This is a genomic window from Mycobacterium sp. 2-64 (assembly GCF_035918375.1).
GTDB classification, from domain to species: domain Bacteria; phylum Actinomycetota; class Actinomycetes; order Mycobacteriales; family Mycobacteriaceae; genus Mycobacterium; species Mycobacterium intracellulare.
In genome coordinates this window covers 4186701-4201468 of the sequence record NZ_CP142361.1, presented here as the reverse complement: position 1 = coordinate 4201468, position 14768 = coordinate 4186701, and the positions used below count along the sequence as shown (strand labels likewise).

Below are 14768 nucleotides of genomic sequence, written 5' to 3'. Positions count from 1 at the left end.
GGCGTGGGTCTACTGTTGACTGTTGCCCATACGGGACCCGCCATGGGTGTCACGAATTCACATGTTGGGACGCACGGATGAAATTCGATCGTGGGGAAGTTACACCAAGGTGCTGTTGACTCCGGGCGAGGAGCCTACCGCTTTGCCTGATCCACAGATTCCGGCGAAGGCCAGTGCGTCGAGGGCCGACGCGTCGGCGCTGCGACGGGTATTGCGGCGGGCCCGAGATGGCGTTGCACTCAACGTCGACGAGGCGGCGCTCGCGATGACCGCGCGCGGCGCGGATCTGGCCGACCTGTGCGCGAGTGCGGCGCGGGTGCGCGACGCGGGCCTGGAGTCGGCCGGACGGCGCGGCCCCGGCGGCGGGCTGCCGATCACGTACTCCCGCAAGGTCTTTATCCCGGTCACCCATCTGTGCCGCGACACCTGTCATTACTGCACCTTCGTCACCGTGCCCGGCAAGCTGCGCGCCCAGGGCGCCGGCATGTACCTCGAACCCGACGAGATCCTCGACATCGCCCGCCGCGGCGGCGAACTCGGTTGCAAGGAAGCGCTATTCACGCTGGGGGATCGGCCGGAGGATCGGTGGCCGGAGGCGCGTGAGTGGCTCGGTCAACGGGGCTACGATTCGACGCTGTCCTACGTGCGGGCGATGGCGATCCGGGTGCTCGAGGAAACCGGGTTGTTGCCACACTTGAACCCCGGCGTGATGAGTTGGTCGGAAATGGCGCGCCTCAAGCCGGTGGCGCCGTCGATGGGCATGATGCTCGAGACGACCTCGCGGCGGCTGTTCGAGACGAAAGGGCTTGCGCACTACGGCAGCCCGGACAAAGATCCGGCGGTCCGGTTGCGCGCCTTGACCGATGCGGGCCGACTGTCGATTCCGTTCACCACCGGCCTGCTGGTCGGCATCGGCGAGACACTCGCCGAACGCGCCGACACCTTGCATGCGATCCGCAAGTCGCACAAGGAGTTCGGCCATGTGCAAGAGGTGATCGTGCAGAACTTCCGGGCCAAGGAACACACCGCCATGGCCGCGGTCCCCGACGCCGGCATCGAGGATTACCTGGCGACGGTGGCGGTGGCGCGGCTGGTGCTCGGCCCGGGGATGCGTATCCAGGCGCCGCCGAACCTGGTCTCGCGCGAGCAGTGCCTGGCGCTGGTCGGCGCCGGAGTCGACGACTGGGGCGGTGTCTCGCCGCTGACGCCCGACCACGTCAACCCGGAGCGGCCGTGGCCGGCCCTGGACGAATTGGCCGCCGTCACCGCCGAAGCCGGTTACGAGCTGGTCCAGCGGCTGACCGCGCAACCCAAATACGTGCAGGGCGGCGCGGCCTGGATCGACCCGCGGGTGTCCGGACACGTGGCGGCGCTGGCCGACCCGGCGACCGGCCTGGCCCGTGACGTCAACCCGGTCGGGTTGCCGTGGCAGGAGCCCGACGACGTCGGTTCGGTGGGCCGGGTCGACCTCAACGCGGCGATCGACAGCGAGGGCCGCAACACCGAAACCCGCAGCGATATCGACAGCGCGTTCGGCGACTGGGAATCGATCCGGGCGCACGTCCACGAGCTGGCCGCGCAGGGCGCCAAAGCGCCAGAACGCCTGGACACCGACGTGCTTGCCGCGCTGCGCTCCGCGGAACGCGACCCCGCCGGGTGCAGCGACAACGAATACCTGTCACTGGCCACCGCCGACGGTCCCGCGCTGGAAGCGGTTGCCGCACTGGCGGATTCGTTACGCCGCGACACCGTCGGTGACGACGTGACGTTCGTGGTCAACCGCAACATCAACTTCACCAACATCTGCTACACCGGCTGCCGGTTCTGCGCGTTCGCGCAGCGCAAGGGCGACGCCGACGCGTATTCGCTGTCCACCGACGAGGTCGCCGACCGCGCCTGGGAGGCGCACGTCGAGGGCGCCACCGAGGTGTGCATGCAGGGCGGCATCGACCCCGAGCTGCCGGTCACCGGCTACGCCGACCTGGTCCGGGCCGTCAAGGCGCGGGTGCCGTCGATGCACGTGCACGCGTTCTCTCCGATGGAGATCGCCAACGGTGTGACCAAGAGCGGGTTGAGCGTTCGCGACTGGCTGACCAGCCTGCGCGAGGCGGGCCTGGACACCATCCCGGGCACCGCCGCCGAAATACTGGACGACGAGGTGCGCTGGGTGCTGACCAAGGGCAAGTTGCCGACGTCGATGTGGATCGAGATCGTCACCACCGCGCACGAGGTCGGGCTGCGGTCGTCGTCGACGATGATGTACGGCCACGTCGACAGCCCGCGCCACTGGGTGGGCCATCTCAACGTGCTGCGCGACATCCAGGACCGCACCGGCGGTTTCACCGAGTTCGTGCCGCTACCGTTCGTGCACCAGAGTTCGCCGCTGTATCTGGCCGGCGCGGCCCGGCCCGGACCCACCCACCGCGACAACCGAGCCGTACACGCGCTGGCGCGAATCATGTTGCACGGCCGCATTTCCCAGATCCAGACCAGCTGGGTCAAGCTCGGTGTCGAGCGCACGCAGGTGATGCTCAACGGCGGCGCCAACGACCTGGGCGGCACGCTGATGGAAGAAACCATCTCGCGCATGGCCGGTTCGGAACACGGGTCGGCCAAGACGGTCGCCGAGCTGACCGCGATCGCCGAGGGCATCGGGCGACCCGCGCGCCAGCGCACCACCGACTACACACCGTTGGCCGCCTGACCGCTTGCCGGCCGGGCGCGACGGGTATACCCGACACCGTGACGCGACGAGTTGACGACGACCGGTTCCCGGAGTGGCGGCCATTCGCGGATGCCGTGCAACGGCACGGCCCGGACGCCGGAACCTGGTGTGAGGCCTGGACGGTGCGCGACATCGTCGTCCATCAGGCCGGAAACGCCGAGGAACTCGCCCGGGTGCTCGGCGGCCACCTCGCCGGCCAGCCGGTGGCCACCCGCGGGTTCGAGGAGCGCGAGGGCCCGTTGCGCGCCTTGAACGACGCGGACCTGTGGGACGCGCTGCTGGACCGGATGGCCGCCCTCGGTGACGTCGCGGAGGCGGCCGAAGGGGTGCCCGCCGACACCGACGTCGCCTGGACCGGCCGCACCATGAAGGTGCCGTGGTTCGCCGAGCACATGCGCGAAGAGCTCGTCCTGCACAGCTGGGACATCACCGGCGACGAGCCCGCGGCCCAGGCGAGGCTGGCCGAACCGTGGATGACGACGCACAGCGTGCTCGCCGTTGGCAAGCCGCTGCTGGCCAAAGGCGCCAGACAGCTGGAGGTCGGCGAGCGGATCGACGCCCGGCTGCGGGCCGAGGGCACCGACGACATCGTTCTGACGGCCGGCGCGGATCAGGTTACCATCGGGTTCGCCGAGCCGGACGGCCCGGCGACCCTGGATACCGATGCGGCCGCGCGGGTGCTGCTGCTGTGGGGGCGCAGGCCCGCCGACCCGTCACGCATTCGCAGCCGCGTCGGACCGGAAACATTGGGACGCGTGCGCCGCCTGCTCGGCGGCTACTGAACCGCTTCGTGCGAAGCGATCGGCTCAGTAGTTGTTACAGGTGACCGCGACCTGGTTGATCGTGTTGTAGTACTTCTGCGCCGCCGGCATGGCCTGGATCTGCTGGGCCATCTGCTCGCGCTTGGGCGGCGGCGCTGCCAGGAAGTTGCGGATGTAGGACTGCGCCACGGGCGACGAGTTCAACTGCTGGGCAGCTGCCGGGTCGGTCGCGTTGAGCGCCGCAATCACCTGTCCGTAGTTACAGGTGGTGTTGATGATCGCGTCCGTGGGGTCGGCGGAAGCGATCCCGGCCGCGGCGGTCAACGCCACTGCCGCGCTGCCAACCGCAACGCCCAATTTGCTCAACGACACCCTCATGTGTGGACACCTTCCCCAGTTAATGCACCGCTCTTACGGCGAGAAAATCTGCCCAGCGGTTGCCGTCCTTCCGATGAGATTACCAGGCCCCGCGAGCGTGCTTGCAACGCAACAGATACCGAAGCCTACCCCGGGGCCGAGACTCTGCGCAGGTCAGCGCGTTGGTCGTAGTGTTCGCCCTTGGCGAAACGGGGGCCGCGTGCGGGCCCCGAGACTGTCAGTCTTAAATCGGTATTCCGACAGGCGCGCCAAATGGTTGACCTGTATCTGCAACGTCTAGTATCAGTAACCGAAAGCTTCACCGGAAGAGGACGGACGCGCCGGTGCGAGCTGAACAGCAGCCCACATTGAGTAGTACATGGAGGAGACGTCTGTGACGTACACGATCGCCGAACCCTGTGTCGACATCAAGGACAAGGCCTGTATCGAGGAGTGCCCGGTCGACTGCATCTACGAAGGCGCCCGGATGCTCTACATCCACCCCGACGAATGCGTCGACTGCGGCGCGTGCGAGCCGGTCTGCCCCGTCGAAGCGATCTACTACGAAGACGACGTGCCGGACCAGTGGAGCCAGTACACGCAGATCAACGCCGACTTCTTCGCCGAGCTGGGATCGCCCGGCGGCGCCGCCAAGGTCGGCATGACCGAGAACGACCCGCAGGTGGTCAAGGACCTGCCACCGCAGGGCGAAGGCGACTGAGCGACCCGGTGCCACACCAGCTCAAAAAGCGGCGGCCCGCCGTGTCGGCGTCCCTGCCGGAATTCCCCTGGGACACGCTGGCCGACGCGAAAGCGCAGGCCAGCGCCCACCCCGACGGGATCGTCGACCTCTCCGTCGGCACCCCGGTCGACCCGGTCGCCCCGGTGATCTCCGACGCGCTGGCCGGGGCCGGCGCGGCGTCGGGGTATCCGGCCACCGCGGGCACCGCCCGGCTGCGCGAAGCGGCGGTCGCAGCCCTGGCCCGGCGGTTCGGTGTGACCGGGCTGGCCGAGGCCGACGTGCTGCCGGTGATCGGCAGCAAGGAGCTCATCGCCTGGCTGCCGACCTTGTTGGGCCTGGGCTCCGCGGACATGATCGTGGTGCCCGAGCTGGCATACCCGACCTATGACGTCGGAGCGCGGCTGGCCGGGGCGCGGGTGCTGCGCGCGGATTCGCTCACCCAGCTGGGCCCGCAATCGCCGGCGCTGTACTACCTGAACTCGCCGAGCAACCCGACCGGGCGGGTCCTGGGCGTCGACCACCTGCGCAAAGTCGTCGGATGGGCCCGCGACCGGGGTTGCCTGGTGGCCTCCGACGAGTGCTACCTCGGCTTGGGCTGGGACGCCCAACCGCTGTCGATCCTGCATCCGTCGGTCTGCGACGGCGACCACACCGGGCTGCTGGCGATCCATTCCCTGTCGAAGAGCTCGTCGCTGGCCGGGTACCGCGCCGGCTTCGTCGCCGGTGATTCCGACCTCGTCGCCGAGCTGCTCGCCGTGCGCAAGCACGCCGGGATGATGGTGCCGAGGCCGGTGCAGGCCGCCATGGTGGCCGCCCTGCAGGACGACGCGCACGAGCTGCAACAGCGGCAGCGCTACGAGCGGCGCCGGGCCGCCCTGTTGCCGGCCCTGCGCGCGGCCGGCTTCGCGGTCGACTATTCCGAAGCCGGCCTCTATCTCTGGGTCACCCGCGGCGAGTCCTGTCACGACAGCGTCGCCTGGCTGGCGCAGCGCGGCATCCTGGTGGCCCCCGGCGAGTTCTACGGCCCGCGCGGCGCACAGCATGTGCGCGTTGCCCTGACGGCCAGCGACGAGCGGATCGCTGCCGCGGTGCGCCGGCTCGCCTGACCGTCCGCAGTGCGCGCGCCGCCGCGGGCGGTCCGAACGTGCACAATGCTTCGGAGGCGTTTCACGTTCTTGAACCTCGGGTAAGGACGGTGCTTGTGACCAGTTCGACCGGCAAGCTGCGCATCCCGCTCTCGGTCGGGGACGTCGCCAGGCGTGTGTTTTTGGGAAAGCCACTGATCACCGAGGACATCGCGTCGGAGAAGTTGTCCAATGGCGTTGCGCTGGGAGCGCTTTCGCCGGACGCGGTGTCATCGGTCGCCTACGGTCCCGAGCAGATCCTGATCGAACTGTTGCCGCACGCCGGGTTGGCGGCGTTTCTCCTGTTGCTTCCGATCACCGGCGTCATCCTGCTCATCCTCGTGCTGGTGGCCGCCTCGTACCGGCAGGTGGTCATGGCCTACACCCGGGCCGGCGGCTCCTACATCGTGGCGCGCGACAACTTCGGGCCCCGCGTCGCTCAGATCGCCGCGGCGGCCCTGCTGATCGACTACGTGGTGACCGTCGCGGTGCAATCGGCGGCGGGGACGGTCGCGGTGGTCTCGGCGATCCCCGCGTTGGGTCCCTACAGCCTGGCGATCACGGTCGGCGTGGTGCTCATCATCTGCTACGCGAACCTGCGTGGATTGCGGGAAGCGGGAATGCCGTTCGCGGTGGCGACCTACTCGTTCATCGCCATGGTCGCGCTGACCATCCTGGTCGGAGTCGTCCGCGTAATCGGCGGGGGTTTACCGCTCTACGACCCGGCGCACACGGCAGGGGCCGTGCCGGTTCATCAGAGCAACGGGTTGGTGCTGGGCGCGACGATTCTGGTGTTGTTGCGCGCATTCGCCAACGGGGGTTCGTCGCTGACCGGCGTCGAGGCCATCTCCAACACGGTCGACTACTTCCGAAAGCCCCAGGGCCGCAACGCCCGTCGGGTGCTCACGGCGATGGCCTGCATACTGGGCTTCCTGCTCGCCGGGGTCGCCTACCTGGCCCACGTCACCCACGCCACCCCGTATTTGACCGAATATCCCTCGGTCTTGTCGCAGATCGGTCGTGCCGTCTACGGCAACGGCGTGGTCGGTGACGTGTTCTACGTCCTGGTCCAGGCCTCGACGGCGGCCATCTTGTTCACCGGCGCGAACACCAGCTTCAACGGCTTCCCGGCCCTGGCCAGCTTCGTCGCCGAAGACCGTTTCCTGCCACGGCAACTGACGAAACGCGGTCACCGCCTGGTGTTTTCGAACGGGATCATCACGCTCACCACGCTGTCGGTGGCGCTGCTGGTGGTGACCGGCGGCTCGGTCAACGCGCTGGTTCCCTTCTACGCGATCGGCGTGTTCACCGGATTCTCGATGGCCGGCTACGGCATGACCAAGCACCACTTGACGCATCGCGAACCGGGATGGCGGCACCGGCTGGCGATCAACCTGTCCGCGGCGATCCTGTCGACGATCGTGGTGGGCATCTTCGCGGTGGCGAAGTTCACCGAGGGCGCCTGGCTGGTGGTCGTCGTGTTCCCGCTGCTGGTGTTCGTCCTGACGCGGCTGAACCGCGAATACCGCGCCGAGGCCGCCATTCTCGAGATGTTCCGCACCGATCGCCCGGAACTGGTGAAGTACGCGCGGCACAAGGTGCTGGTGTTCGTCGACTCGGTCGACCTCGCGGTGATCGAAGCGTTGCGCTACGGCCGCGGACTGCGGGCCGACGAACTGGTTGCCGTGCACTTCATGGTCGACCCCGCCCACGCCACGCAACTGCGAAACCGTTGGGACCACTTCGGTCTCGACACACCGCTGCGAATCGTGGACTGCCCCGACCGGCGGATCAGCAGGTCGGCGCAGCTGCTGGTCGCCAAGGCGCGCGACGAGCAACCGGACACCAACGTGACGGTCCTCCTGCCGCGCCGGACATTCGCGCCACTGCTGGGGCGGCTGTTGCACGACCGGACCGCGGACAAGGTCGCCCAGGCCGTCAGCCTCATCCCCGACGCCGCGGCGACGATCGTGCCCTATGACGTGGAATCGCGGATCAGGGAGGCCTACCCGGACTCGTTCGAACAGCGCATCGCGCAGCAGATCGACAAGATCCAGGCCTGGGTCTCGCAGGACGAGGACGAGAAGGTCGAGGCCTACGAACACCCCGAACGGCCGTCGTCGGTGATCATGGTGGCCGGCCTGATCTCCGGGCAGCGCGCCACCATCGAAGGACGCGTCAGCGAGGTCGAAGACGTCGCCGAACGCGGGCGAACCCGGCGAGAGATCGTCGTCGGGGACAGCAGCGGGGAGATCACCGTGACGTTCCGCCCCGGGCGCGGGGGCGCCGACATCCAGCCCGGTCAACTGTTGCGGATCAGCGGCAAGGCCCGGCAGGCCGGCCAGCGTTCCCTGTCGATGGTCGATCCGACCTATCAGATCATCGAGGATCCGGCGAAGGAGGCCGAGTCCGGGGCCCCCGAACAAGCCGACCAGTCTTAGCGTCGGTGTGAAACGCACTGCGCAGCAAGGTATTTCGAACTTTCTGTCCCGGCGCTCCCGCCCGCCGCGGCGGCCCCCTGGTGCCGCGGACGAAATTGTTTAATCCCGCTAACTGACGTGGCTCCGGTGGGTAAACTGACGCCTGCACAATTACGCCCGACCGCGTGAGAAGCGATGGTGCGCCCGATGCTCACGGGTGGTCGGGCGAGAAGAGGGGACTGCGCTTTGCGTGCCGCGAACGCCACACCGGTGGCCGTCATCGGGATGGCCTGCCGACTTCCCGGGGGGATCGATTCCCCGCAGGGCCTTTGGGAAGCGTTGCTGCGCGGTGACGATTTCGTCGGCGAGATCCCCGCGGACCGGTGGGACGCGGACCTGTACTACGACCCCGAGCCCGGTGTGCCCGGCCGCTCGGTGACCCGGTGGGGGGCGTTCCTCGACGACGTCGGGGGCTTCGACTGCGACTTCTTCGGGATGACCGAGCGTGAGGCCATCGCGGTCGACCCGCAACACCGCCTGCTGCTGGAAACGTCGTGGGATGCCGTCGAGCACGCCGGCCTCGCCCCCGGGTCCCTGGCCCAGACGCAGACCGGCGTGTTCGTCGGCCTGACACACGGCGACTACGAACTCCTGTCCGCCGATTGCGGCGCCGCCGAAGGACCATACGGGTTCACCGGCACCAGCAACAGCTTCGCGTCCGGACGGGTCGCCTACGCACTGGGGTTGCACGGTCCGGCGGTCACGGTGGACACGGCGTGCTCGTCGGGGTTGATGGCCGTCCACCAGGCGTGCGGCAGCCTGGCCGCCGGCGAAAGTGACCTCGCTCTGGCCGGTGGCGTGGTGGTGACCCTGGAACCACGCAAGTCCGTTTCGGGTTCGCTGCAAGGCATGCTCTCCCCGACCGGCCGTTGCCACGCCTTCGACGTGCGGGCCGACGGCTTCGTCTCCGGCGAGGGCTGCGTCATGCTGCTACTCAAGCCGCTCGACGATGCGCAACGCGACGGCGACCGCATCCTGGCGGTGCTGCGCGGCACGGCCGCCAACCAGGACGGCCGCACCGTGAACATCGCGGCGCCCTCGGAAACGGCCCAGGTCGCCGTTTACCGAAAGGCGTTGGGCGTGGCGGACATCGACCCGAGGACAATCGGCTACGTCGAGGCGCACGGCACCGGCACCCCGGTCGGCGACCCGATCGAGTTCTCCAGCCTGGCAGCCGTGTACGGAACCGACGGGCCCTGTGTGCTGGGGTCGGTGAAGACCAACTTCGGCCACATGCAGTCGACGTCCGGGCCACTGGGGTTGATGAAGGCGATTCTCGCGCTGCAGCACGGCGTGGTGCCGCGGAATCTGCACTTCACCCGGCTTCCCGATGAGATGGCCCGGATCGAGACGGACCTGTTTGTGCCGCAGTCGAATACGCCGTGGCCCACCGGCTCCGCTCACCCGCGCCGCGCCGCGGTGTCGTCCTATGGAATGTCCGGCACCAACGTGCACGCCATCGTGGAGCAGGCGCCGGCAGACGCCCCCGCGCGGGCACCCGATGGTCCGGACACGCCCGGACCAGTTGGGCCACAACTATTTCCGTTGTCGTCCACCTCGGCCGAGCAGTTGCGCGTCACGGCCGCCCGGCTCGCGAGTTGGGTCGACGAGCAGCGCAGCGCCGGCCCCGACCGCGACACCGGCGCCGCCCTGTGGGATCTGGGCTACACGCTATCGCGCCGCCGCGCGCACCGACCGGTACGGACGGTGGTGTGCGCGAACACCTTTGACGAGTTGAGCGCGAGGCTACGCGCAGTCTCCGACAACGATTTTCCGTACGAGCCAGCCGTGGGCCACGACGACCGCGGACCGGTGTGGGTGTTCTCCGGGCAGGGTTCGCAATGGCCGCGGATGGGCGTCGAACTGCTGGCCACCGAACCGGTGTTCGCCTCCACGATCGCCGCCATCGAGCCGTTGATCGCCGGCGAATCTGGGTTTTCGGTCACCCAGGCCATGACGGCGCCGCAGACGGTGACCGGCATCGACAGGGTCCAGCCGACGATCTTCGCCATGCAGGTCGCGCTCGCCGAGACGATGAAGTCCTACGGGGTGCGCCCCGGTGCCGTCATCGGCCATTCGCTCGGCGAAGCCGCGGCGGCCGTGGTCGCCGGCGGGTTATCGCTCGACGACGGCGTCAAGGTGATCTGCCGCCGCTCGCGGCTGATGGGGCGGGTCGCCGGCAGCGGCGCCATGGCATCGGTGGAACTGCCGGGCCAGCAAGTCCTTTCGGAACTGTCCATCCGCGGAATCTCCGACGTCGTGCTCTCGGTGGTCGCCTCGCCGACGTCGACCGTCGTCGGCGGTGAGGCCCAGGCCATCCGCGACCTGGTCGCGGCATGGCAGGAGCAGGATGTGCTGGCACGCGAGGTGGCGGTGGACGTCGCCTCGCATTCACCGCAGGTGGAGCCGATCCTCGACGAGCTGGTCGAGGCGCTCGCGGACCTGCGGCCGGCGGCCCCCGAGGTCGCGTACTACTCCGCCACCCTGTGGGACCCACGCGAACGGCCGTCCTTCAGCGCCGGCTACTGGGCCGAAAACCTGAGGCACACCGTGCGATTCGCGGCCGCCGTGCAAGCCGCCCTCAAAGACGGCTTCCGCGTCTTTGGTGAGCTGTCGCCGCATCCGCTGCTCACCCACGCTGTCGAGCAGAACGCCGCCAGCCTGGACATGCCCATCGCCGCGCTCGCGGCCATGCGCAGAAGCGAGCCGGAGGCACCACCCGCTTGCGGGGGACAGCTCCCAGTTGGCTTGCGCGGTTTGGTCGCCAACGTGCACAGCGCCGGCGCGCTGGTGGACTTCTCCGTCCAATACCCCAGTGGGCGTTTGGTGGACGCACCGCTGCCGACGTGGACGCATCGCCGGCTGTTGCTGAGCCGCGAGTCGGTGGAGCGGGCGCACGGAGCCTCGCTGCGGGCCGTCCACCCGCTGCTCGGTGCGCACGTGCATCTGCGCGAGGAGCCCGAGCGCCACGTGTGGCAAGGGGAGGTCGGCACCGACGCCCACCCGTGGCTCGCCGACCACCAAATCCACGGAGTGGCAGCGTTTCCCGGCGCTGCCTACTGCGAAATGGCGCTCGCGGCCGCCGCCGCGGCGCTCGGCGAACGCGCCGAGGTGCGCGACGTCACGTTCGAGCGGACGCTGTTGCTGGCCGACCACACGTGGGCTTCTTCAACCGCCACGATCTCCGCGCCCGGGGCCCTCGACTTCACGGTGGACACGCACGAAGAAGGCGAACGCCTCCGCCGCGCCACCGCCGTCCTGCGCGTCGCCGCCGACGATGCGGGACCCGAGCCGCCCCCACACGACCTGGACACGCTGATCGCCAATCACCCGACCCGCATGGAGGGCGCCGAGTTGCGGAAGGCCTTCGACGCCATCGGCATTCAGTACGGGCCCGCGTTCTCGGGTCTGTCCGCGGTGCTGGTCGGCGACGCGGACACCACGACGGTGCTCGCGGAAGTCGCGCTGCCGGGGGCGATCCGCTCGCAGCAGTCGGCCTACTGCTCGCACCCGGCGCTGCTCGACGCCTGCTTCCAGTCCGTGGTCGTCGCACCGGAGGTGCAACAGGCCGGCGACGGCGCTCTGCTGTTGCCGGTGGGGGTGCGCCGGCTGCGCAACCACCACTCGACGCGCAACGCGCAATACTGCCTCACCCGGGTCACCTCCTCGCGCCCCGGCGAGTGCGAGGCCGACATCGACGTGCTGGACCAATCCGGGACGGTGCTGCTGACCGTCGAGGGGCTACGGCTGGCCGGCGGCACGTCGGAACGCGAACACGCCCACCGGCTGCTCAACGAGCGGTTGTTGACCATCGAATGGGAGCCCCGCGAACTGCCCGAGCCGGCGCACAGCGAGCGCGGATCCTGGCTGCTGCTCAGCACGTCCGACGCCGCCGAAGGCCACGACCGCCTGGCCGCACAACTCGCCGAAGCCCTGAATACCGATGGGGCGCAATGCGCGACGGCACCCGTCGGATCGGTGGACACCGCACAGTTGCGTTCGCTGCTGACCGGTGGCGGCCGGACCGCCCCCGACGGCCACGGGCCCCTCAAGGGGCTGGCCGGCGTCGTCGTGGTGACCGCGGCCCCCGGCGACCACCCGGACGACCCCCAGGGCCGCCGGCGCGGCCGCGACTACGTGTCGCACCTGGTGACCATCGCCCGCGAACTCTCGGATCTTCCCGGGGAATCGCCGCGGTTGTTCGTGGTGACCCGTAACGCGGCGAGCGTCACAGCCGGCGACGCGCCGAACCTGGCGCAGGGCGGCCTGCGCGGACTGATGCGGGTGATCGATTCGGAGCACCCGCATCTGAGCGCCACCCAGATCGACGTCGACGACGCCACCGGCCCGGAAAAGCTTGTGCTGCAACTGAAGAGCGGCTCCGAAGAGGACGAGACCGCCTGGCGCGACGGTCACTGGTACACCGCCCGGCTGCGGCCCGGTCCGCTGCGTGCGGCCGAACGGCGCACCACCGTCGTCGACCACGAGCGTGACGGCATGCGGCTAGAGATCCGCACCCCCGGCGACCTGGAATCGCTGGAATTCACCGCGTTCGACCGGGTTCCGCCCGGACCCGGCGAGATCGAGGTGGCCGTCACCTCGTCGACCATCAACTTCGCCGACGTGCTCGTGGCGTTCGGGCGCTATCCGACGTTCGAGGGCTACCGGCAGCAATTGGGCGGCGACTTCGCCGGCGTGGTCACCGCCGTCGGGCCGGGCGTCACCGAGCACGAGGTCGGCGACCGCGTCGGCGGGGTGTCCCGGCACGGCTGCTGGGGCACCTTCGTCATCGCCGACGCGCGGCACGCGGTGACACTGCCCGCCGGGGTGCCGCTGGAAGACGCCGCCGCGGTGGCGACCGCGTCGGCGACCGCGTGGTACGGCCTGCACGACCTGGCCCGGATCGCCCCGACGGACAAGGTGCTGATCCACTCCGGCACCGGCGGCGTCGGGCAGGCGGCCATCGCGATCGCCCGGGCCGTCGGTTGTGAGATCTTCGCGACCGCGGGCAGCCCGCAGCGGCGAGAACTGTTGCGCACCATGGGCATCGAACACGTCTACGACTCGCGCAGCACGGAATTCGCCGACCAGATTCGCCGCGACACCGACGGATACGGGGTCGACGTGGTGCTCAATTCGCTGCCCGGCGCCGCGCAGCGGGCGGGCATCGAACTGCTGGCCTTGGGTGGCCGCTTCATCGAACTGGGCAAGCGCGACATCTACGGCGACAGCCGTCTGGGGCTGTTCCCGTTCCGCCGCAACCTCTCGCTGTTCGCCGTCGACCTGGCGCTGCTGACCGTCAGCCACCCGCACACCGTTCGGCGCCTGCTGACCACGGTGTACCAGCGCACCGCGGCGGGCAAGTTGCCGTTGCCGCGCTGCACCCGCTATCCGATCCACGACGCCGCCGCCGCGGTGCGCCTGGTCGCCTCCGCCGGGCACACCGGCAAGGTGGTGCTCGACGTGCCGCGCGCGGGCACCAGCGTGGCGACGGTGCCCCCGGAAAAGGTCCGGCCGTTCCGCGCCGACGGCGCCTACATCATCACGGGCGGGATCGGTGGCCTGGGCCTGTTCCTGGCCGGGAAGATGGCTTCGCGTGGCGGCGCGGCGGGCTGCGGCCGGATCGTGCTCAACTCCCGCTCGCAACCCAACGAGCAAGCGCGCCAAGCCATCGAGCGCCTCCGCGCCGCCGGGGCCGATGTCGTGGTGGAGTGCGGTGACATCGCCGAGCCGCGGACCGCCGAACGGCTGGTGGCGTGCGCGACGGCCACCGGGCTACCGGTGCGGGGGGTGCTGCATGCGGCGGCCGTCGTCGAGGACGCCACGCTGGCGAACGTCACCGATGAACTCATCGACCGGTGCTGGGCGCCAAAGGTGCACGGCGCGTGGAACCTTCATCAAGCGACCGCGGGCGAACCGCTGGATTGGTTCTGTTCCTTCTCGTCGGCCGCCGCGCTGGTGGGTTCGCCGGGGCAGGGCGCCTACGCCGCGGCCAACAGCTGGCTGGACGCGTTCGCCTATTGGCGCCGCGCTCAGGGCCTGCCGACCACCGCGATCGCGTGGGGGGCATGGTCAGAGGTCGGCCGCGCGACGTCCCTCGCCGACGGCGCCGGGATGGCGGTCAAGCCGGCCGAGGGTTTTCGCGCATTCGAGACGCTGCTGCGCTACGACCGCCCCTACTCGGGCTACGCGCCGATCATGGGCACGCCGTGGCTGACCTCTTTCGCGCAACGCAGCCGCTTCGCCGAGGCGTTCGGGTCGGTGGGGCAGGGTAATCCGGACACGGGCAAGTTCCTCGCCGAGCTGCAGGCGTTGCCGCGCGAGGAATGGCCGTCGGCAATCCGACGGCTGGTATCCGGCCAAATCAGCCTCTTGCTGCGGCGCACAATCGATCCGGATCGCCCGCTATCCGACTACGGCCTGGATTCGCTGGGAAATCTGGAGCTGCGGACCCGCATCGAAACCGAGACGGGCGTGCGCATCAGCCCCACCAAGATCACCACCGTCCGCGGTTTGGCGGACCACCTGTGCGACGAGCTGGCGGGTTTGGAAGCGGCGCCGTCGGCGTCTTGACTCGCG

Annotated in this window: 7 protein-coding genes; 6 read left to right on the top strand and 1 reads right to left on the bottom strand. The window is 69.5% G+C overall.

Annotated elements, in window-relative coordinates; genetic code table 11:
• Positions 1-61 precede the first annotated feature (61 nt).
• A complete protein-coding gene (locus QGN31_RS19430) occupies positions 62-2704 on the top strand; it encodes a bifunctional FO biosynthesis protein CofGH (RefSeq protein ID WP_014941439.1) in 2643 nt (880 codons plus the stop codon).
• Between the two features lie 38 nt (positions 2705-2742).
• The gene (locus QGN31_RS19425) at positions 2743-3507 is read left to right on the top strand and encodes a maleylpyruvate isomerase N-terminal domain-containing protein (RefSeq protein ID WP_014941440.1); all 765 of its coding nucleotides are present in this window, start codon (positions 2743-2745) and stop codon (positions 3505-3507) included.
• A gap of 24 nt (positions 3508-3531) precedes the next feature.
• On the opposite strand, the gene QGN31_RS19420 is transcribed toward QGN31_RS19425, so the two are convergent.
• A complete protein-coding gene (locus QGN31_RS19420; protein WP_008254522.1) occupies positions 3532-3864 on the bottom strand; it encodes a hemophore-related protein in 333 nt (110 codons plus the stop codon).
• A gap of 373 nt (positions 3865-4237) precedes the next feature.
• On the opposite strand from QGN31_RS19420, the gene fdxA reads away from it, so the two are divergent.
• From fdxA to pks2, 4 genes are all read left to right on the top strand, one after another.
• Positions 4238-4564 carry a ferredoxin gene (gene fdxA, locus QGN31_RS19415; RefSeq protein WP_007773662.1) on the top strand — a complete coding sequence of 109 codons (327 nt, stop codon included), beginning with the start codon at positions 4238-4240 and terminating at the stop codon, positions 4562-4564.
• Positions 4565-4605: 41 nt separating this feature from the next.
• Positions 4606-5691 (top strand): succinyldiaminopimelate transaminase, encoded by a 1086-nt coding sequence (gene dapC / locus QGN31_RS19410; protein WP_085978365.1) that lies wholly within the window; start codon positions 4606-4608, stop codon positions 5689-5691.
• 95 nt (positions 5692-5786) lie between these two features.
• Positions 5787-8150 (top strand): APC family permease, encoded by a 2364-nt coding sequence (locus tag QGN31_RS19405; RefSeq protein ID WP_014384044.1) that lies wholly within the window; start codon positions 5787-5789, stop codon positions 8148-8150.
• 225 nt (positions 8151-8375) lie between these two features.
• The gene (pks2, locus tag QGN31_RS19400; protein WP_036454839.1) at positions 8376-14762 is read left to right on the top strand and encodes a sulfolipid-1 biosynthesis phthioceranic/hydroxyphthioceranic acid synthase; all 6387 of its coding nucleotides are present in this window, start codon (positions 8376-8378) and stop codon (positions 14760-14762) included.
• The last annotated feature ends 6 nt before the right edge of the window (positions 14763-14768 follow it).